Here is a 19,529-nt window from a genome sequence, read left to right as displayed (position 1 = left end):
TCAGCGCGCAAAGCTGATCGGCGTGCCGCCGCCGGGAGGATCGACGACACCCATCGGAATGCCGTAGATCGCTTCGAGCGCATCCGGGCGGATCACGTCGGCGGCCGGGCCGTTCATCAGCAGACGGCCGCCTTTGAGCGCGATCAGATCGTCGCAGAAACGGCCGGCCATATTGATGTCGTGCAGCACGACCACGACGCTCAGTCCGCGTTGCTCGCTCAGTGAGCGAACAAGGCTCAGCACCTCGATCTGATGCGCGATGTCGAGCGCGGAGATCGGCTCGTCGAGCAGCAGGCAGTCGCTATCCTGTGCGACCAGCATGGCCAGCCAGACGCGCTGACGCTCGCCGCCTGAGAGCGCATCGACGGGGCGGTTCGCGAAGCGCGCGACATCCGTCAATTCCATCGCCTCGCTGACCTTCGCGCTGTCGCGCACGCCGAAACGCCCGAGCGCGCCGTGCCACGGATAGCGCCCGAGCGACACCAGTTCGCGCACCGTCATGCCGTCGGCGGCGGGCGTCTGTTGCGGCAGATACGCGACCTTGCGCGCGAAAGTGCGGTTGTCCCATTCGGGCAGCGGCGTGCCTTCGTAGCGCACGTGGCCTGAAGTGGGACGCAACTGGCGTGCTAGCAGCTTCAGCAGCGTGCTTTTGCCCGAGCCGTTGTGTCCGATGAGACCGACCACGCTGCGCGACGGCAGCGTGAGACTTAGTGGATGCAGCAAGGTGCGTCCATCGACGGCGAAGGATGCCGCGTCGATCTCATACACGGCGTTGCTGTTATCGAGGCTCACTTTGGTTGTGAGGTTCAAGTTCAACAAGATCGACTCCTGAAAGTGGTCAGGCAGCGGCTTTGCCGCGCACCATCAGCCACATGAAATACAGCCCGCCGAGCAGCGTCGCGACGAGGCCGACGGGAATCTGGAAAGGGAACATCGCGTTGCGGCCGAGCCAGTCGGCGAGCACCATGATCCATGCGCCGAGCAACGCAGACACGACGAGTTGCGCTGCCGCGCGGCGGAAACCCAGCATGCGCGCGAGATGCGGCGCCATCAGGCCGATGAAGCTAAAGGGGCCGACCAGCAGGGTCGCGACGCCTGTCATCAGCGCGGCGAGCAAAAGCAGCGCGAACCGGCTGACGCGTGCGTTCACGCCGAGACTCGTCGCGATGCTTTCGCCAAGCGGCAAAATCTCCAGCCATCGCATGAAAATCGCCGCCACCGCGCCGAGCACGATCAGGGCGACACAGGACATCGCGGCATCGTGCGCTGTCACGTTGTAGGTCGAACCCGCCATCCACGCGAGCAGGCTGTCCATGCGAGGATCGCCGCTTGCCAGCAGCACGGTGACGAGCGCGCTCAACGCGGTGCCCAACGTCACGCCGACCAGCAGCATGCGGTCGGGCGCAAAGGCATGTTTGCGGCCAAGTGCGAGCATCGCGAGCAAGGTGGCGAACCCGCCAGCACCCGCTGCGACGGATTGCAGAAAATGCCCCGCCGATGACGTCACGAACAGCAGCGCGATCAGTCCAAGCGATGCACCCGCGGAAACGCCGAGCACTTCAGGGCTGGCCATCGCGTTGCCCGTGACGCGCTGCATGATCACGCCCGCCAGGCTCAGCAGCGCGCCTGCCGCCAACGCGGCGAACACGCGCGGGCCGCGCCACGGCAACAGCGCGTCGAACGTGGCGCCGTGCGCCCATTGCCAGCCGTTCGCCGATGCACCCAGCAGCAGCCCGAGCGCAACGGCGGCTGTCAGCGCGAGCATGCCCAGCGCGATCCACGCGGGCAAGCGCAGGCGCGTCCGGTGCATAGCATGCGACGACATATCGACGGTATCGGGCAGCGCGGGCAAACGCGGCAGCAGCCAGAACAGCAGCGGTGCGCCGAGCACCGACATGGCCGCGCCCGTCGGCACGCTTGTCCATACCGCTGATAACCATCGCACGGCTTCGTCGGTGAGCCAGAGCAGCACGCCGCCGAACAGCGGCGCCCAGATCAGGCGGTCGCGAAAGCGGCGCGCGCCCGTCAGGCGCACGATGGTCGGCGCGAGCACGCCAAGAAAACCGATCACCCCAACCGACGCCACCACCGACGCCGCCAGGAACACCGCCAGCGCCAGCGCGCCAATGCGCACGAAACGCAGCGACACGCCGAGGCCACGCGCGTTGTCGTCGGCGAGCGACATCATCGTCAGTGGGCGCACCAACAGCGCGGCCAGCGCGCCACCGACGGCAAGCCGTGGCAGCAGCGCTTGCGGCGCATCCCAGTTGTTCTGGTTCAACGCGCCCGCGCCCCAGATGAAGAGCGATTGCAGATCGTCGTGATGGAACAGCGCGAGCACGGCGTTGATCGACCCGCAGTAAAAATTCAGGATCAGGCCGCCGAGAATCAGCGCGACGGGCGCGAGCCGCCTGCGCCACGCGAGCGCCACGACGATCAGCATGCCGAGCGTCGCGCCCGTCAGCGCGATCCATTCCTGACCGCCGAACAGCAGGCGAGGCGCAAACAGCGTGGCGAGCGAGAGACTCAGCGATGCACCCGCCGATACGCCGAGCGTGGTCGGCTCAGCGAGCGGATTGCGCAATACCTGCTGAAAGATCGCGCCCGCCAGCGACAACTGCGCGCCCGCGAGCAGGCAAACGGCGAGACGCGGCAGATCGCTGGCACAAAAGACGATCTCGCGGATATCGCTCGCATTGGGCGATACGATGGCCTGCCACCAGAGCCTCGCGGGCAGCAGCACGTCGAGGCGGTGTATCGATAGCGCCAGCGCGACGCAAGCCAGTACGCCGGTGAGCCAGGCGGGATGCATCGACAGCCGGTGCTTTGCGCTGCGCATCGCGATTCGTTCATCCATGTGTGCGCTCCGCCTGTGTATCCAGCGCGACGAGGCCAGCCGTCAGTTCTCTTGCGAACTGCACGGCGCTGGCCGTCGAGCCGTAGGCGAAGAAGCCCGGCAATGGACGCACGCGTTGCGCCTGAACGAAGGGCAGATGCTGCCACAACACGCTGCGGTCAAGATTGTGCAGAGCCACCCGGTCGCGTGCACCGTGGCTGATGTAGAGCATCTGCGCATCGCCATAGGCGGCGAGCGCTTCGATGCCTTCCAGCAGGTAACCGGAATCGGTCGAGCCTGGCCATGCGTTGCGCACGCCGAGGCGGTCCATCACGTCCTGCATCATGCTGTTCGGGCCATACAGATAGAGATGCCGCCCGTCGTCGTAGAGATCGACGAGCAGCACGGGTGGCATGTGTTTGAGCGTCGAGAGGGTTCGCGCGCGATCGGCAAGCGTTCGATCGACTTCGCGGAGATAGCGCTGCGCTGCCTCTGCGTGTCCGAGCAGCGCACCGAGGCGAAGCGTTTCATCGACAGCGCGCGCGTAGGGCTTGCCGCGCTGCGGGTTGTAGATGTCGATCGTGAAGGTGGGCGCGATGGTTCGCAGGCGTGCATCGAGATGCTGCTGGTTGGTGTCGATGACGATCAGATCGGGCTTGAGCTGCTGCAACAGTTCGAGATTCGGCTCGCTGTGAGCACCGAGTTCGATCGTGCCCGCCGGCATCGGCGGCAAGGCGCCAATGCGCGGATAGTCGGCGAGTTCGGTTAGCGCGAGTGGCGCGATGCCGAGCGAAACCAGCATCTGCGCGCCGGCCCAACTCAACGATACGACGCGAACCGGCACGCCCGCCGCTGAGGCGTCCGATGCATAGTGCAGCAGCGGCAACGCGCACAACGCTTTCAGGCACGCGCGGCGTGTGTAGCCTGTATCGGATCTAGACATGCTGATGTCGCAAAGCCGCGCCGATACCTTGCTCGACGAGCCGACCATAGTCGAGCTTCACGTAGCGGTCGGCCAGATGAAAATAGCGGTCGTCGTGTGTGATCACGAGCACCGCTTTGCCCTTCGCGCGCAGGTCGGGCAGCATGCGCCGGTAGAACACTTCCTTGAACACGGGGTCCTGGTCCGCCGCCCATTCGTCGAAGATATAGAACGGCCGGTCTTCCAGATACGCGACCAGCAACGCGAGCCGTTTGCGTTGTCCCTGCGACAGTTCCGTCGTCGAAAACACGCCATGCTCGATCGTCACCTTGTGATCGAGATGCAATGCTTCGAGCAGTGCTTTCGCGTCGCGGTCCAGGCCTTCGAGCTTCATGCCGAGCAGCGAATCGAACAGAAAGAAGTCGCTGAAGACCACGGCGAAGTGCTGGCGATAGATGTCGCGCGCGGCTTCGTCGACGGGTGCGCCGTTCAGCAGAATGCGGCCACCTTCCGGCGCGTACAAACCAGCGATCATCTTCGCGAGCGTCGTCTTGCCGCTGCCGTTGCCGCCGATCAGATAGACCAGTTCGCCGGGTTTGAATGCGAGGTCGATTGGACCCAGCGTAAAGATTTCGTCTTCGCGCTCGCGATAGTAGCGGTGCGTGACATGTTCGAGCACGATGCTGTCGAAGGAAGCCGACGGCTTCGCCGGCAGTGTGTTTTCAGGCGGCAGATCCGCATGCATCGCATTGATCCGCTCGATCGCGACCTTCGCCGAACTGATGGTGGGCAGCGCGGACAACAGGCCTTCGATGGGCATGATCATGTACAGAAAGATCACCGCATAACCGGACATCACGTGATTCGAAACGGGATAGAAGCGCGTCAGCACGAACAGCACGCAACCGATGAACGCGAAGAAAATAAAGCTGCCCCAGCTCGCGGCGGCCGCGTACAGCACATAGCCGCGTGTGCGCTGCACGCGCACGGCTTCGACGTTGGTGGCGAGCGTATCGTCGATGAAAGCCGCCTTGCGCGCGCGATGCAGTTTCAGTTCTTTCGCACCGTCGAACAGCGCACGGAAATGCCGGACGAGATCGTCTTCGCGTCTGCGCGACGTGCGCAAATGAAACTCCGCGCGGCTGTGCGCAAGATGAAAACCGAGCGAGCCGATCAGCACGGTCACCAGCGCAAACAGCAGGATCTGCCACGACAGATAGCCGAGATACGCGAAGCATCCGGCGATCACGGCGCCTTGCATCGCGAGTTGCGGAAGACTCACAAAGAACACGACGATGGTGTCGAGGTCATCGGTGAGAACGGATAACGCACGCGACGCGCCTTGCTTTTCGAGGTTCTGATACGACGCGTCGCCGATGCGGCGGATCGTGTCCATGCGCAGCGTCGCTTTGGCGGATTGTCCGAGACGCATGAAGAGCGTGGAAGAGAGTGCGCGCGTCACCAGCACCAGCACACTCAGCGCGAGAAATTTCAGGCCGAGCTCACCGAGCGTTTGCCGAGAGGCGCCGAGCGCCTGGTTGATCAGCGCGACCAGCCCCGCGCTGCTCAAACCGCTGATGATGCTCGTCACGATCGCGATCAGCAGCGTGTGACGTGAATGGCGGATCAGATAGAGAATCAGGGACATAAAATGTTTGTGGATCGAGGCAGAGGCGACGCTTCACGCGCGCATCCGCATCGATCCGTTTTTGTTGTTTAGAGTAGTACTACTGCGTCACCACTGGTAAGTCGCGCGGCCCAGCACGCTGCGCCGCAAGCCATACGCGCAGTAGTTCGTGCTCTGGCAATTCACGTACACACGGTCGAACAGATTCTGCGCGTTGATCGAGAACTTCCAGTGATCGATGTCGTAGTGCACGGCTGCATCGACCAGCGTGACGGACGGCATCTTCACGTCGTTCGCCTGATCGCCGTATTGCGGGCCGATGTAGCGCACACCCGCGCCGATGCCGAAGCCCTTGTACCAGCCCTGCTGGAAGGTCTTGTCGAGCCACAGGCTTGCCATGTTGTGCGGCACGTTCGCGGCCTGGTTGCCCGTGTAGCCCTGATCGCTCTGCGTGATCGTGCCGTCCATGTACGTATAGGCGGCCGTCATGCTCAGACCCGCTCCGAGATCGGCGACACCGGAAAGCTCGATGCCTTTTACGCGCTGTGCGCCCGTCTGCACGACGAAGTTGCCGTCCGGGTGATCGAAGTCCGGTTCGGTGACGTTCTTTTGCAGCGTGTTGTAGAGCGACAGCATCGCGAAGCTCTTCTGGCCGGGCGGCTGATACTTCACACCCACTTCGACGCTCTGGCCCGTGGTCGGCTTGAGCGCCGAGCCGTCGAAGGTGGTGCCGAGACCGGGCTGGAACGAGGTCGCGTAGCTGACATACGGCGCGATACCGCTGTCGAACAGATAGACGAGACCCGCGCGATACGTGAAGCGCTTCTCGCTATTGCTCTGGTCGGTGACGCCGGCGATGCGGTCGAACTCGTCAGTGCTGGCCCAGTCCTGACGCACGCCGAGTGTGGCCACCAGCTTGCCGAAGCGGATCTGGTCCTGCGCATACACGCCGACCTGATCGAGATGATGCTCGACGCTGTAGTCCACGCCGCCGAGCGTGATCGGTCCGCCGTAGACCGGGTTGTAGAGGTTCAGCGAAGGGACATCGGTGGCATCGTTCTCGGCCCAGCGGTCGATCGAATGCACGTAATCCACGCCGACCAGCGCCGTGTGTTGCAGCGGCCCGGTCGCAAACTTGAACTGCGCCTGGTTGTCGACGGTGAAGACATCGGAACTGGCTTTCGCGTCGAACGCGTAGCGGTCCATTGTCATCAGGTCGTCTTCGAGACCGGCGTTGCCTACGACATCCTTGTCGAGATTGACGTGCGTGTAGCGCAGGTTCTGCCGCACGGTCACGATCTCGTTGAAACGATGCTCGAACTCGTAACCGATCGCGGCTTCCGTGCGCCGGACCTCGTTGAAATTGGGCTCGCCATCGAACAGGCTGGTGCTGATCTTCGCGCCGTTCGGGCCGGGATACAGCGTGCCTGTCGCGGGCAGATCCACGGTTGGATTGCTGCTGTTGCGATAGCTGAAATGCGAGAGCAGCGTGAAGGTCGTATCGGCGGACGGCTTCCATGTGATCGCCGGTGCGATGAAAAAACGCTTGTCGGTCTGATAGTCGACCTGCGAGCCGCCCGTGCTCGCGTCGCCCGTCAGCCGATACAGCACGGTGCCGTCTTTCGACAGTGGGCCGCCCATGTCGAAGCGGCCATCCACGGTGCCGTAATTGCCGACGCCGAACGACACTTCATGGAAAGGCACATCCGTCGGACGCTTGGTCACGAGATTGATCATGCCGCCCGGAATGTTCTGGCCGTACAGCACGGAAGACGGGCCGCGCAGCACGTCGATGCGTTCGAGTCCGTATGGGTCCACGGCGGGCGCGAGCAGCGTGAAGAAGGGCTCGGTCGAGAGTCCGTCGATAAACGGAAACTGGTTCGGAAAGCCACGCACCACGTAGTAATCGACGGTGGTATCGAGCCCGCCGAATTGCTCGCCGATCACGCCGGGCGAGTAACGCAACGCCTGGCCGACGGTTTGCGCGGCTTGCGCCTGGATCTGGTCGGCGGTGATCACGGAGATCGACTGCGGTGTTTCGATGATCGGCGTGTCGGTCTTGGTGCCTGTCGCGCTGCGTTTCGCGACGTAGCCCTGCACGGGGCTGGTCGCCGTTTCGGCCTCGCGCTCGCCGGCTACCTGCACGGCGGGCAGCGTCTGCTGCGCGTTGGGATCCGTGGACGTGCTGCCCGACATGTTTCCCGATGTGCTGCCTGCCGTCTGCGCATGCGCCGCGCTGACCAGCAGACATGCCGTGGCGATGATCGAAAGCCTGAATGCGCGGCGGTTGCGCGAAGTCCTGCCAAGGCGTGTGCCCGTTTTTTGCGGGCAAGGTCGTGTGGTTTGCATCCCCGTTTAACTCGCTGTCATATCAAAAGTGGCCTGGCCCGCGCGCATCTCATCCCGCCGGAACGATGGTCGCGTCGGCAGAACGTGAGAGAATGAGAATCATTACTACCTGAAAACGGTATCACCTCAAGCGCGCGGTGATATGCAGCAAGGATACGATCGACCGGTTTGCCCTGTATTGCCAACCTATATCGCAAACCGGTCAACCTTTTGCCCAAATTCGATGAAACCAGCCGAAATCGAGAATGTGAATCCTGTCTGGCGGCGACGCTACACCGTCAATCAGGCTGCGCAAGGCTCGCCCGTGATCGCCAGCGCGTGGGAATACGAGAATGGTTTCCGCGAGGTCTGGCACGCGCACGAAGAGGCGCAGATGGTCTACGTGACGCGTGGCGTGCTGCGTGTGCTGACGCCCGCGGGCATGTGGACCTTGCCGCCGTATCACGGCATCTGGCTGCCGCCGGCCGTGCCGCACGAACTGCACGCGATTGGCGCGGTCGTCGTGCGGAGCGCGTGGGTCGCGCCGGGCGCGAACGCAACCGTCGCGCAATGGACGCAGTGCCGGGTGTTGAAGATCGGCCAGTTGCTCGATGCGCTGGTCACGGCGCTGGCCGGGCATATCGAAGCAGACGATCAGCGCTCGACGCTGGCGATGTCGCTGCTGCTGCTCGACCTGTCCCAAGCACCGACGCTGACGAGCGGCACGTTGCCGTTGCCGCAGGACCGGCGGCTGCGCGCGATTTGCGAAGAGTTGCTGTCGTATCCGCAGAACAACGACACCATCGAAGTCTGGAGCGAGCGCGTCGGTGCGAGCGTGCGCACGCTCGCGCGGCTTTTCAGGGAAGAGACGGGGCTGAGCTTTGGGCAATGGCGTCAGCAGCTTCGACTGGTCGAAGCGATGGCCAAGCTCGCGCTCGACGTGCCCGTTTCGACGATCGCCAGCGAACTCGGCTATCAGAGCGCGAGCGCGTTCATCTCGATGTTCAGGAAGACGCTGGGCGATACGCCGCAGCGTTATTTGCGGCGGCTGGAAGCTTCGTAGCAGCCGCGCCCGTGGTTCATGCCGCCGGCCGCGCGCCCGTCACGAAGTACGCATGGATGCCGTGCGCGAAGCGGTTGAGTTGCGTGGACAATGCCTTGTTGGCGCGCGTCAGCGCGTTGTAGCCGAGCACGGCAGGGATCGCGACGAACAGCCCGAAGGCCGTCATGATCAGCGATTCGCCGACAGGACCCGCCACCTGATCGATGCTCGCCTGACCCGTATAGCCGATCGCGATCAGCGCGTGATAAATGCCCCACACCGTGCCGAACAGCCCGACGAACGGCGCCGTGCTGCCGATCGAAGCGAGCACCGTCAGGCCCGTTTGCAAACGCGTGACGATATCGTCCATGGTGTCTTTCAGGCAGCGCGTGACCCACTCGGAGATATCCATCGAATGTTGCAGGTTCGGCTGCGTGTTCTGGTGATGCTCGACGGCTTCCTTGCCGGACAGTGCGAGCGCGAGCAGCACGTTGCCGGAATATTCCGAGTCGTCGCGGCCTAACTGATGCAGACCGGCGTCGAGATTGCCCGCGTGCCAGAACGAACGCTCCGTCGCGCGCGCGATACGCCGCAGCCGCATCACGTTCCATAGTTTCAGAACGATGACTGCCCACGAAAGCAGCGACATTAGCGTGAGCGCAATCAGAATGGCGCGAGTCACGAAATCGCCTTGCTGCCAGACGTTTGCGAAGCCATAGTGCTGCATGCCCGTTCTCCTCTTGCGCATCCGTCGCACGCGCTACTGTCGCATCGTAGCGCGAACCACGTGATGATTCAGCGCAAGGCGCGGTGCGTCTCCACAAGCGAAGGCATCGAGGGCGAACGTCAATGCATATAGGCGACCCGCCGCACGCGTGAACGCACCACGATGCCGGCATTCAGCAGATTCAGCGCAAACCAGCGCATCACCTTGAGCGTGTGGCCGACCGACGCGGAAGGAAGCCACTGATTTAGAAGATCGGTCGCGGCAGAAGAATCCGTCGATTGCAGATAGGCCAGCGTCTGCAGCAACGACGCCTCGTCGCTGGCGATATCGGATGCGCAACGGCAGCGCGTGTCCAGCGGACGATGCGATGCATGCAGCAGCGCGTGCATCATCATGTCGAAGCAGTCGAGGCCGGCGATGGCCAGACCCGCATCGGCGAGCACATCGCGCCAGTGCTGCCCCTGGCGCACGGAATCGCAGCGTGGCCGGAACCAGATGCGCACGGCGTTCAATACCAGTTGCTCGCTCGCATCCGGATAGTGGGCGAAGGCGTCTTCGCTGAGCGAAGCTTCACGCAGGGCAAAGGCCGGATAGTTGTTCATCGTGTCCTCGACGGAATCAGGGCCGCGCGGGTCAGGCCGGCGCGGCGGCGTGCTCGAAGGGTTGCCATTCACGCACGTAAGCATCGCTGGATGGACGTTGCGACGGCTGGTTTTCCTTGTCGTTCGCCGGCGTGCCGACGAACAGGAAACCGAGCAGGCGCTCGTTCGCATCCAGACCGAGCGCGCGATGCATGGCTGGCTCGTAGGTGTCGATACCCGTCGCCCAGAAGCCGCCGTAGCCGTACAGATGGATCACGTTGAGCATGTTCATGGCGGCAGCGCCCGCGCACAGCAACTGCTCCAGTTCCGGCACCGACGAGTTCCCATCGATGACAGCGGCAAGCGCGACGATCAGCGGCGCCGCCATGGCACGCTGGCGGCGATGCGCATGGGCACTGCGCGGATCGCCGGGATTGCGCGCCGCGGCCAGATCGACGAGCAGCTCGCCGAATGCGTGGCGCGCCTCGCCGCGAATCACGACAAAGCGCTGCGGACGCAGACGGCCATGATCTGGCGCGCGCATGGCTGCGTCGAAGATGCGTTCGAGGTGTTGCTGATCCGGTGCCGGTTCGGACAAGGGCCAGTGCGAGCGCCGCGACAGCAGAAGGTCGACGGCATGCTGCGCGTTGTCGGGCGTCGTGTGTTTGGCGTTGGCTGCAAGCGAAGCTGAGTTCATGGAGCGGGCTGGGTAGAGCATGGCTGCGGTGAAGCTATGATGCTACGAATTCCATCTAAATGCAAATGATTCGCATTTAGATGGAATGGGCATAGCGATCTTCACGCCCTCGACGCATCGCAGGAAATTGCCGACAATGCCGTCATCCAATGACGGCACCACGTCATAGAAGCGACGCTTGAATCAGGATCAGAACATGAGAGGACACTGGCTGGCCGCGCTCGCGGCGATCGCCTTTGCCGCTTGCGCGCACGCGCAAAGCAGCGCACCGGGGCCATTCACGACACCCGCGGGCACCTTGGCATTTACGCGTGCGAACGGCGAATTCGTCGCGACGCTCGACACGCAGGGCTTCGATCGCTTCGGCGCGAAGGCGCTGACGCATTTCGACGACGCAGGCGGCGCAGACGACTCGATTACGCGCATGCTGGTACAGACCGACCCCGGTCCTGTGCTGTACGACTTCCGGCGCCGTCCGCCGCTGGTGCAGCGCGCGGGCAGGCCAATGACGATCAGGCGCGTGTTCTGGCAAGGCGATGAAGTCGTCATGCAGGGCACGCAAGGCTGGTTCCGGTTCGAACGCGGCGTGCTGACGAAGCTTCAGTCGTCGAAGTCGATATACCACTGACGGCGCGTGCGCCGCACCGCTTCAGATTTTCTCCGGATGGCCCGCCGCGAGCACGGGCCCGGTGGGTTGTCCCGTCGGCGATCCACCGTGCGGTTCGAGCGATACCGCGAGCGTCGCCTGTGGGCCGAGTGCCTGAAGCTGCGCCTGCGCGACATGGACGACGGTGGCATGCTGCGCGTCGATCACACCGAGCGAGACAGGCTTCTCGCCTGCGGGAATCAGCCACATTTCGGTCGACTGATTCGCGGCCACGGTGAAGCCGGCAGGCGGCACGATCACGATCTGCGCGAGTTGTGCGTCCATGGTCGCTGTCCAGCCAGCGCCGCCGCCCTGGCGGGCGAGCGTCGCGACGAGATATTGCGTGCCGGCTGGCGGCGTTCCCGTGTTCTGCACCGACGCCGTACGCGTCAGCACGACGGCAAGCACGGCCACGGCCACCACCGATGTCAGCCCCGTCCAGCGCCAGAACGCAAGGCTGTTCCACAGCCCCGTGCGGCGCGCCGCCTGCGGCCAGCCTAGTTGGGATTGCAGACGTTCCCAGAGCCAGGACGGCGGAACCACCTCGCGGACGTCTTCGATCAGCGGCATCAGGCGCGCGTTCCAGCGCGCGAGCGAGGCGACCATATCCGGCTCCTGCTGCAGCGCAAGTTCGATCTCGCGGCGTTCGTCCTCACTGAGCACGCCCAGGATGTACTCCGCGCAGCGAAGGTCGTTGTCGTCGGGGGAGGCGGGCGTGTTCATCGTTCCAGACAGGTTTTCAACTGCATCAGGCTGCGCCGGATCCAGCTTTTCATGGTGCCTAGCGGAACGCTCATGCGCGCGGCGAGTTCGGCATACGACAAGCCTGTAAAGAACGCTTCACGCACAACGTTTCTCTGCGTGTCCGGTAACGCCTGAAGACACAATTCGAGCCGCTGCCGCTCTTCGCTGAGTTGCGCGAGAGCGGCGGGCGTGGGCGATTCGTCGACGATTTCTTCGGCGGAGGCTTCGTCCAGAGGCTGCGTGCGGCGGCGCCTGATGCGATCGATCGCGCGATTGCGGGCGATCGTGCCGAGCCACGTGAGCGCGCTGGCGAGTTGGGGATTGAAGCTGGCTGCCTGGTTCCAGGCCGTGACGTACACATCCTGAAGCGTGTCTTCGGCTTCGGAGCGGTCGCGCAGCACCTTGATGCAAATAGCAAAGATCTTCGGCGACGTGCGGCGATAGAGCGTTTCAAATGCAGCGCGGTCGCGCAACGCAACGGCCGACAGCAGACGGTCGAGCTCGTCGCGCCCGGCGGTATCCGAAGGCGTGAACGGACTCGATGCTTCGTGCAGATCCTTTGCTTGCCGTGACGACATGTTCCACCCGGGCTGGCCGTACGAGGTATGCCTTCGTGCGCATAGTGTAGCAGCGCAATGCGTTTCCAGTACCGTATTGCCAGCGGATAGTGGCGAGGCCATCGGGATCTCCTGGATCGCAGTCAAAGTCGAATCGCTTTCCTTTTTACGTTGTGACCGGTCTTGTGGATGCATTCAGCTTCACCATTACCGGATCTCACGCGTTGAACTGAACTGAAGATAGTCAGATTTGCAGGAGCGGCTTTGCGAGCAAGTGATTCTTTCTGCAGGTCGAATTAATAAAGTTGCAGCGCGCTGCATCCACGCAATCGTTTGCGTCGTAATGCAGATGAAGACGCGACCGTTGCCTGTCATGACCCGTCCGTGTCTCCCGTCCATGCAACGCTCGCACGCTGGCTTGCGGCCCGCAAGGCATGCTCACGCCCGTCGCTGCATGAGTTCATTCGAACCTCGCAAGGAGCAGGATCATGTCAGATGCGAAAGCACTCATCGAGACGTTCGACCGCCGCGCCGAGCGCCGCCGGAACCGGCGACAGTTCTTCAGAAACGCGGGTGGTCTGGGTCTCGGCCTGGTTGGCGGCACGTTGATCAGCGCATGCGGAGGAGGATCGGGCAACAACGCGGGCGCGGCATCCGCACCGACCGACGCGGAGATTCTCAACTTCGCGCTCAACCTCGAATACCTCGAATCGCAGTTCTATAGCTATGCGACGACGGGCGCGGGATTGCCTGCCTCGATGACCACGGGCGTCGGAACGATGGGCAGCGTGATTGCCGGACAGCAGGTGTCGTTTCAAGATCCGCTCGTCAAGGCTTACGCCAATGAGATCGCGAACGACGAGCGCGAGCACGTGACCTTTCTGCGCAGCGCGCTGGGTTCGGCGGCTGTCGCGCAGCCCGCGATCGATATCGGCGGCACGGATCCGAACGGGGCGTTCTCCAATGCGGCCCGCGCGGCGGGGCTGGTCGGTGCGGGCACCGCGTTCAATCCGTACGCAAGCGACAACAACTTTCTGCTGGGCGCATTCATCTTCGAAGACGTGGGCGTCACCGCCTACAAGGGCGCATCGCCGCTCATCACGAACAAGACGTTCCTGGAGGCGGCGGCGGGCATACTCGCGGCCGAGGCGTATCACGCCGGGCTGGTGCGCACGACGCTGTACGCGAAAGGCATCGACATGACGAGTCTGGTATCGGCGGCCAACGCCATTTCGGCCGCGCGCGACAGCATCGACAACAATGGCCACGACGATCAGGGCATATCAGGCACGACGGCAGGCACATCCAACATCGTTCCGCTCGATGGCAACGGGCTGGCGTTCAGCCGCAACTACGCCAACGTGCTGAACATCGTGTATCTGACCAGTTCCGCCGCGATGAAAGGCGGCTTCTTTCCAAACGGGGTGAACGGCACGCTCAACATGAGCGCCTGAATACAACGCGTGTGTGTGTGGCTTGTCCGCAGCGGGCGGCATGCAGTTTGCGCCCGCTGTCCTTTTGCGCGCTGTCTCGTGCCCGCGACGGCACACAGGAGCCGTGAATGAACAGAACCGCCGTTCAGACTGTCGTTTCACCTTCACCCTCACTCACCGAACGCTCGCGCACGACGATGCACGCGGCTCTCGCCGGCACGCAACGCGGACCGCGCGCGATGCTCGCTTTCGCCGGGCCGGCCATCGTCGCGTCGATTGCCTATATCGATCCCGGCAACTTCGCCACCAACATTCAGGCGGGCGCGCGCTACGGCTACGCGCTGCTTTGGGTGGTCGTGTTGTCGAATCTCATCGCGATGCTGTTTCAGTCGCTATCGGCGAAACTGGGGCTCGTCACCGGGCGCAACCTGGCGGAGTTGTGTCGCGACAGCCTGCCGCGGCGCTGGGTGATCGCGATGTGGATCATCAGCGAAATCGCGGCGATGGCGACGGATCTGGCCGAATTCACGGGCGGCTCGATTGGCGTCTCGCTGCTGTGCCATCTGCCGATGTTGCCTGCCATGTGCATCACCGCCGCCGTGACATACAGCCTGCTGCAGTTCGAGAAGCGCGGCTTTCGTCCGCTCGAACTGATGATTGCGGCGCTGGTCGGCGTGATCGGGCTGTCGTACGTCGCGGAACTGACGATGACACAGGTGAACTGGCCGGCGCTGGCTCACCATGCCGTCACGCCGGGCATTCCCGACAGCACCGCGTTGACGCTCGCCGTGGGCATCGTCGGCGCGACCGTGATGCCGCATGTGCTGTTTCTGCATTCGGGGCTGATGCAAAACCGCATCGCGGCGCGCAATGACCGCGAACGGACGGCCTTGCTGAAGTTCTCGAATATCGAAGTGGTCGTGGCGCTCGGCGCAGCAGGTCTCATCAACATGGCGATGGTCGTGATGGCGTCGGGCGCGTTTCATCAGGGTAGCCCGGACATCGCGAGCATCGAAACCGCGTGGCGCACGCTCACGCCGCTGCTCGGCACTGCCGCGGCCGGGTTCTTCCTCGCCGCGTTGATTGCGTCGGGTATCTCGAGTTCCGTGGTGGGCACGATGGCGGGGCAGATGATCATGCAGGGTTTTGTCGGGTTTCATATTCCGCTCTGGGTTCGACGGCTCGTGACGATGGTGCCTGCGTTTGCCGTGGTCGCGTCGGGTGTCGACGCGACGCGCGCGCTGGTGTTGAGCCAGGTCGCGTTGAGTGTCGCGTTGCCCGTGCCGATGATCGCACTGGTCTGGTTCACTTCGCGGACCACGCTGATGGGGCGTTACTGCAATAGCAGGATCACCAACGCGGGTGCGCTCATCTGCACGGCTATCGTGCTGAGCCTGAACATCGTGCTGATTGTCCAGGCGTCGGGTGGTTGATCGCGTGCGTCGTGCGCTTTCAAACGAGGCTCGAAACCAGTCGAACTGATTCAAATCCGCGACATATGCGTCGCAGGGCACGCCGTTTGCCCACTTGGAAGGCGCGATGCATCCGTTTGCGGTCGTCGCCCGTATAACCTGTGAACGGTGTGTCTGCCGAATTTGATTCATGTGACAAGGAGTTGTGATGTCGCCTGCAACCGCCGCGGCGATTGCGTTCTGCGCGCTGGTCGTCTTGTTCGCGGCCTTCTGGGCGTGGCAACTGAGAAGCGCGAACGCGGGCATGATCGACCCGATTTGGGCATTCTCGCTAGGCGCTATTGCCGTGTTCTACGGCGTGGTGAGCGAAGGCGATCCGCTTGCGCGCGTGCTGGTTGCAGCAGGCGGCGGGATCTGGGGCGCGCGGCTCGGCTGGCATCTGTGGCGCCGCAATGCGGGCAAGCCGGAAGATCCGCGTTATCACCGCTTTCGCGAGCAATGGGGCGCGCAGGCGGGGCGAAAGATGTTCTGGTTCCTGGAGTTTCAGACGTTCATATCGATGGTGCTGTCGCTCGCGTTCGCCGTGCCTGCATGGCGTGCAGAACGGCCGTCTGCCGCGTGGGCCTTGATGGCCGTGCTGATCTGGCTTGCGTCGATTGTCGGCGAGGCGGCAGCGGACAGCCAGTTGAGGCGCTTTATCGCCGATCCTGCGAACAAGGGTACTGTGTGCCGCGTTGGTTTGTGGCGCTATTCACGTCATCCGAATTATTTCTTCGAATGCCTGCACTGGGTCGCGTATATCGCACTCGCGATGGGTTCGCCGTGGGTCTGGCTCACGCTGCTTCCGCCAGTGCTGATGGCATGGCTGCTGTTGAAGCTCTCGGGCGTACCGATGCTCGAAGCGCATTTGATCCATTCGCGCCCCGGCTACGCCGACTATATGCGCGATACAAGTGCGTTGATACCGTGGCCGCCTCGGCGCGGCTAACCTCAATTATGTGCAGCACATCCGGACGATACCCGCCATGACCTACACGGCCACCCGATCTTCGATGCACAACACACTGGATGCCGACGATGGCTGGCTGATCCATGCATGCGAGCGCGGCTGGATACCCGACAGCGTGATCCGTCTCGGCATGCGTCGCCTGATGCGGCAGCGCCTGATCGAAGAAGGGGTATCCGACGAAGCACTTCGTTCGCAGCGTTTGCATACGCTGCTCGACGAGTTGCACGCCAGTCCCATTGCAATCGAGACGGACGCCGCCAACACGCAACACTATGAGTTGCCGCCTTCATTCTTCGAAGCGCATCTTGGTCCGCAACTGAAGTATTCGTGCTGCCTGTATCCACGCGGCGACGAGACGCTCGCGCAAGCGGAAGAGGCCATGCTCGCGCTCTGCGCGGAGCGGGCACAGATCGAAGACGGTCAACGCATACTCGATCTCGGTTGCGGATGGGGCGCGCTTGCGCTGTGGCTGGCAACGCACTATCCAAACGCGGAGATCGTGGCGCTGTCGAACTCGCGCAGCCAGCGCGAGTTCATCGAGGCGCGGGCGGCTTCTGCAGGCATCCGCAATCTGAAGGTCGAAACGGGCAATGTCGTTCAGTTCGAATTTGGCAATACGCTGCGCGGCGGTCAGTTCGATCGCGTGCTCTCGGTCGAGATGTTCGAGCATATGAAGAACTACGGCCTGCTGCTGGAACGCATCGCGCGCTGGATGCATGCCGACGGCAAGCTGTTCGTTCACGTCTTTGCGCATCGAACCCTCGCGTATCACTTTCAGGCGCGTGACGCGACGGACTGGATGTCGAAGTACTTCTTCACCGGCGGCACCATGCCGTCGGAAGCATTGTTGCAGCACTTTCAGAACGATCTGCGCATCGACGAGCAATGGTGGATAGGTGGCGAGCATTACGCACGCACGGCAAGGCAGTGGCTGACGAATCTCGATCAGGCGCGTGCGCGCGTGCTGCCGGAACTCGCGCTTGCATACGGCGTCGCAGACGCACAACTCTGGTTCCAGCGCTGGCGGATGTTCTATATGGCGGTGGCTGAACTCTTCGGCTACGCGCGTGGCAGCGAATGGGGCGTTGCACATTATCGGTTCGACAAACGATGAATGCCTCGACTTTACGTGCGCGATTTGCATGGGTGCTGGCCTTGACTGCTGCAGCGGTATTCATCGTGTCGGCGTGCTCGCAGTCGCCTGCCAGTTCGGCCAGTTCCAGTACACGCGCCGATGTGCCGCTTAAACCCGCAAGCATCGATCTGCCGCGCTACATGGGGCGCTGGTACGTGATCGCGATCATTCCGTATTTCCTCGAAAACAAGTACGTTGGCAGTTATACGGACTGGTCGCTGCGCGAAGACGGCAAGATCGACGACCGCTATACCGCGCATTCGAAGTCATTCGACGCATCGCCGTCGAAGTTTCATTTCGTCGATACTGTCGTGCCGGACAGCGGCAACGGCGAATGGAAAGTGCGCCTCTTCTGGCCGGTTCATGTGACGCAACTGACGCTGTATGTCGACGATCAATACCGTTACACGCTGCTCGGCGTGCCGGATAAAAGCCTCGGCTGGGTCTTCTCGCGCGAGCCGGATATGAGCGATGACGTGTACCGTTCGCTACTCGCGCGCTTCGATGCAATGGGCTTCGACGCATCACGTTTTCGCCGTGTACCGCAGCATCCGGAGCAGATCGGCAAGCCAGGTTTTCTGCAGCAACGCGATTGATCCCGATGCATTGCCCGCCTGTACGTCACGCCTTGGCGGTGAGAACGAACTGCCTCACATCCGTGCGCGCTTCGAGAAAGCCCGCTTCGCAAAACGCAAAATAGAGCCGCCACGTACGGATGAACAGATCATCGAAGCCGAGTGCGCGCACGGCATCGAGATTCGATTCGAAGCGCGCGTGCCAGCACTGCAACGTGCGCGCATAGTCCGGACCGAACGACAGCGATTCGGCGCACTCCATTCCCGCGCGTTTCGCTGCAGCCTGAAAGCGCTGCGGACTGGGCAGCATGCCGCCCGGAAAAATGTACTCGCGGATGAAATCGCTGGAAGACCTGTAAGCAGCAAAGCGTGTGTCGTCGATGGTGATCGACTGGATGAGCGCACGCGCGCCCGGCGTCAGCAAGCGGTTCAGTGTAGCGAAATAGGTGTGCCAGTAACGCGCGCCCACGGCTTCGAACATTTCAATCGATACGGCTGCATCGTAAATGCCGTGCAAATCGCGGTAGTCGCGCAGTTCGATCGTGACGAGATCGCCGAGTCCGGCGCTCGCGACGCGTTCGCGCGCCCATTCGTACTGGGCGGGAGAAACCGTCACGCCATGCACGCGGATACCGAGGCGCGCCGCATGCATCGCGAAGCCGCCCCAGCCGCAACCGATTTCCAGCACGCGCATGCCCGCGCGCAAGCGCAACTCATCGACGATACGCTGGTACTTCGCCGTCTGTGCTTCTTCAAGCGTAAGGGCAGCGTCGTTTTCGAACAGCGCGCTCGAATAGGTCATGCTCGCATCGAGCCAGAGTGAGTAAAACGGATTGCCGAGATCGTAATGCGCATGCACGTTACGCTGGCTGCCGCGTCGTGTATTGGGGCGCAGCCAGTGGCGCAGACCATAAAAGAGACGCGCCGGCGCACTCCCAACCACCGTGCGTCGTACAGCGGCTTCATTGCGCATGGCGAGCCGCAACAGCGCGGCGATGTCGGGCGTATAGAGCCACTCTGCGCGATACGCTTCCGCAAAGCCGATGTCGCCCGCCTGCAGGATCGCGCGGCACGCGCGCCAGTCGTACAGGATCAGTTGCGCGCCAGGCTGTGCATGCGGATCGCCGAACACCCGTTGCTGGCCATCCGGCGTCGTCAGCACGAGATGGCCCGTGCGCAGACGTCCCAGCATGGCGAGAAACAGGCGGGCGAAGGCGGGCGCACCGCCCGCAGCGTAAAAGGCGCGCAGAAACGTCAT

General features: G+C 63.0%; 18 protein-coding genes. 7 read left to right on the top strand and 11 right to left on the bottom strand.

The window, feature by feature from the left end; genetic code table 11:
- The 5 genes from DK391_RS15675 to DK391_RS15655 form a co-directional block, all read right to left on the bottom strand.
- Entirely contained in the window at positions 1–819 is an 819-nt protein-coding gene (locus DK391_RS15675) for an ATP-binding cassette domain-containing protein (protein ID WP_109478882.1), read from the bottom strand.
- Positions 820–838: 19 nt separating this feature from the next.
- Positions 839–2,857, bottom strand: a complete 2,019-nt coding sequence (gene fhuB, locus DK391_RS15670; RefSeq protein WP_239482838.1) for a Fe(3+)-hydroxamate ABC transporter permease FhuB — start codon at positions 2,855–2,857, stop codon at positions 839–841.
- Positions 2,850–3,779: an ABC transporter substrate-binding protein gene (locus DK391_RS15665; protein WP_162600813.1), complete on the bottom strand. Its 930-nt coding sequence runs from the start codon at positions 3,777–3,779 to the stop codon at positions 2,850–2,852. Before DK391_RS15665 ends, fhuB begins: the two co-directional genes overlap by 8 nt.
- Positions 3,772–5,406, bottom strand: a complete 1,635-nt coding sequence (locus tag DK391_RS15660) for a cyclic peptide export ABC transporter (RefSeq protein WP_109478880.1) — start codon at positions 5,404–5,406, stop codon at positions 3,772–3,774. The genes DK391_RS15665 and DK391_RS15660 overlap by 8 nt, the downstream gene beginning before the upstream one ends.
- An 87-nt stretch (positions 5,407–5,493) precedes the next feature.
- Positions 5,494–7,734: a TonB-dependent siderophore receptor gene (locus DK391_RS15655; RefSeq protein WP_109478879.1), complete on the bottom strand. Its 2,241-nt coding sequence runs from the start codon at positions 7,732–7,734 to the stop codon at positions 5,494–5,496.
- A 223-nt stretch (positions 7,735–7,957) separates the two neighbouring features.
- On the opposite strand from DK391_RS15655, the gene DK391_RS15650 reads away from it, so the two are divergent.
- The gene (locus DK391_RS15650) at positions 7,958–8,776 is read left to right on the top strand and encodes a helix-turn-helix transcriptional regulator (RefSeq protein ID WP_109478878.1); all 819 of its coding nucleotides are present in this window, start codon (positions 7,958–7,960) and stop codon (positions 8,774–8,776) included.
- A gap of 16 nt (positions 8,777–8,792) precedes the next feature.
- Here the strand turns inward: DK391_RS15650 and DK391_RS15645 are convergent, their stop codons facing one another.
- From DK391_RS15645 to DK391_RS15635, 3 genes are all read right to left on the bottom strand, one after another.
- Positions 8,793–9,482, bottom strand: coding sequence for a MotA/TolQ/ExbB proton channel family protein (locus DK391_RS15645; protein WP_109478877.1), 690 nt, complete (start codon positions 9,480–9,482; stop codon positions 8,793–8,795).
- A 119-nt stretch (positions 9,483–9,601) separates the two neighbouring features.
- Positions 9,602–10,084 (bottom strand): hypothetical protein, encoded by a 483-nt coding sequence (locus tag DK391_RS15640; RefSeq protein WP_109478876.1) that lies wholly within the window; start codon positions 10,082–10,084, stop codon positions 9,602–9,604.
- Between the two features lie 31 nt (positions 10,085–10,115).
- Positions 10,116–10,760, bottom strand: coding sequence for a nitroreductase (locus DK391_RS15635; RefSeq protein ID WP_109478875.1), 645 nt, complete (start codon positions 10,758–10,760; stop codon positions 10,116–10,118).
- Between the two features lie 196 nt (positions 10,761–10,956).
- Here DK391_RS15635 and DK391_RS15630 point away from each other — a divergent pair, with 196 nt between their 5' ends.
- Positions 10,957–11,388, top strand: a complete 432-nt coding sequence (locus tag DK391_RS15630; protein ID WP_109478874.1) for a hypothetical protein — start codon at positions 10,957–10,959, stop codon at positions 11,386–11,388.
- A 21-nt stretch (positions 11,389–11,409) separates the two neighbouring features.
- Here the strand turns inward: DK391_RS15630 and DK391_RS15625 are convergent, their stop codons facing one another.
- Both DK391_RS15625 and DK391_RS15620 read right to left on the bottom strand, forming a co-directional pair.
- Positions 11,410–12,129 (bottom strand): anti-sigma factor, encoded by a 720-nt coding sequence (locus tag DK391_RS15625; RefSeq protein WP_109478873.1) that lies wholly within the window; start codon positions 12,127–12,129, stop codon positions 11,410–11,412.
- Entirely contained in the window at positions 12,126–12,728 is a 603-nt protein-coding gene (locus DK391_RS15620) for a sigma-70 family RNA polymerase sigma factor (RefSeq protein WP_239482837.1), read from the bottom strand. The genes DK391_RS15625 and DK391_RS15620 overlap by 4 nt, the downstream gene beginning before the upstream one ends.
- Before the next feature lie 467 nt (positions 12,729–13,195).
- Between DK391_RS15620 and DK391_RS15615 the strand changes: the two genes are divergently transcribed.
- The 5 genes from DK391_RS15615 (at position 13,196) to DK391_RS15595 (ending at position 18,292) form a co-directional block, all read left to right on the top strand.
- On the top strand, positions 13,196–14,161 hold the full coding sequence (locus tag DK391_RS15615) for a ferritin-like domain-containing protein (RefSeq protein WP_109478871.1): 966 nt from the start codon (positions 13,196–13,198) through the stop codon (positions 14,159–14,161).
- A 107-nt stretch (positions 14,162–14,268) separates the two neighbouring features.
- Positions 14,269–15,573, top strand: coding sequence for an Nramp family divalent metal transporter (locus DK391_RS15610; protein WP_109478870.1), 1,305 nt, complete (start codon positions 14,269–14,271; stop codon positions 15,571–15,573).
- Between the two features lie 187 nt (positions 15,574–15,760).
- Complete coding sequence (locus DK391_RS15605; RefSeq protein ID WP_109478869.1) at positions 15,761–16,540, top strand: DUF1295 domain-containing protein; 780 nt, start codon at positions 15,761–15,763, stop codon at positions 16,538–16,540.
- Positions 16,541–16,577: 37 nt separating this feature from the next.
- Positions 16,578–17,675, top strand: coding sequence for a cyclopropane-fatty-acyl-phospholipid synthase family protein (locus DK391_RS15600; protein ID WP_109478868.1), 1,098 nt, complete (start codon positions 16,578–16,580; stop codon positions 17,673–17,675).
- Positions 17,672–18,292: a lipocalin family protein gene (locus DK391_RS15595; RefSeq protein WP_109478867.1), complete on the top strand. Its 621-nt coding sequence runs from the start codon at positions 17,672–17,674 to the stop codon at positions 18,290–18,292. The genes DK391_RS15600 and DK391_RS15595 overlap by 4 nt, the downstream gene beginning before the upstream one ends.
- Positions 18,293–18,317: 25 nt before the next feature.
- Here the strand turns inward: DK391_RS15595 and DK391_RS15590 are convergent, their stop codons facing one another.
- Positions 18,318–19,529, bottom strand: coding sequence for a cyclopropane-fatty-acyl-phospholipid synthase family protein (locus DK391_RS15590; RefSeq protein WP_109478866.1), 1,212 nt, complete (start codon positions 19,527–19,529; stop codon positions 18,318–18,320).

It is taken from the genome of Paraburkholderia sp. C35 (assembly GCF_003121405.1).
GTDB lineage: Bacteria > Pseudomonadota > Gammaproteobacteria > Burkholderiales > Burkholderiaceae > Paraburkholderia.
Note: the sequence above shows the minus strand (reverse complement) of the source record. Positions and strands in the feature narration are given on the sequence as shown.

Excerpts from the sequence above, each read along its gene's own strand:
- DK391_RS15595 (WP_109478867.1), top strand. The coding sequence starts at position 17,672 with ATGAATGCCTCGACTTTACGTGCGCGATTTGCATGGGTGCTGGCCTTG.
- DK391_RS15650 (WP_109478878.1), top strand. The coding sequence starts at position 7,958 with ATGAAACCAGCCGAAATCGAGAATGTGAATCCTGTCTGGCGGCGACGC.
- DK391_RS15640 (WP_109478876.1), bottom strand. The coding sequence starts at position 10,084 with ATGAACAACTATCCGGCCTTTGCCCTGCGTGAAGCTTCGCTCAGCGAA.
- DK391_RS15645 (WP_109478877.1), bottom strand. The coding sequence starts at position 9,482 with ATGCAGCACTATGGCTTCGCAAACGTCTGGCAGCAAGGCGATTTCGTG.
- DK391_RS15590 (WP_109478866.1), bottom strand. The coding sequence starts at position 19,529 with ATGACGTTTCTGCGCGCCTTTTACGCTGCGGGCGGTGCGCCCGCCTTC.
- DK391_RS15625 (WP_109478873.1), bottom strand. The coding sequence starts at position 12,129 with ATGAACACGCCCGCCTCCCCCGACGACAACGACCTTCGCTGCGCGGAG.
- fhuB (WP_239482838.1), bottom strand. The coding sequence starts at position 2,857 with ATGGATGAACGAATCGCGATGCGCAGCGCAAAGCACCGGCTGTCGATG.
- DK391_RS15665 (WP_162600813.1), bottom strand. The coding sequence starts at position 3,779 with ATGTCTAGATCCGATACAGGCTACACACGCCGCGCGTGCCTGAAAGCG.
- DK391_RS15605 (WP_109478869.1), top strand. The coding sequence starts at position 15,761 with ATGTCGCCTGCAACCGCCGCGGCGATTGCGTTCTGCGCGCTGGTCGTC.
- DK391_RS15615 (WP_109478871.1), top strand. The coding sequence starts at position 13,196 with ATGTCAGATGCGAAAGCACTCATCGAGACGTTCGACCGCCGCGCCGAG.
- DK391_RS15600 (WP_109478868.1), top strand. The coding sequence starts at position 16,578 with ATGACCTACACGGCCACCCGATCTTCGATGCACAACACACTGGATGCC.
- DK391_RS15635 (WP_109478875.1), bottom strand. The coding sequence starts at position 10,760 with ATGAACTCAGCTTCGCTTGCAGCCAACGCCAAACACACGACGCCCGAC.
- DK391_RS15630 (WP_109478874.1), top strand. The coding sequence starts at position 10,957 with ATGAGAGGACACTGGCTGGCCGCGCTCGCGGCGATCGCCTTTGCCGCT.
- DK391_RS15610 (WP_109478870.1), top strand. The coding sequence starts at position 14,269 with ATGAACAGAACCGCCGTTCAGACTGTCGTTTCACCTTCACCCTCACTC.
- DK391_RS15655 (WP_109478879.1), bottom strand. The coding sequence starts at position 7,734 with ATGCAAACCACACGACCTTGCCCGCAAAAAACGGGCACACGCCTTGGC.
- DK391_RS15660 (WP_109478880.1), bottom strand. The coding sequence starts at position 5,406 with ATGTCCCTGATTCTCTATCTGATCCGCCATTCACGTCACACGCTGCTG.
- DK391_RS15620 (WP_239482837.1), bottom strand. The coding sequence starts at position 12,728 with ATGTCGTCACGGCAAGCAAAGGATCTGCACGAAGCATCGAGTCCGTTC.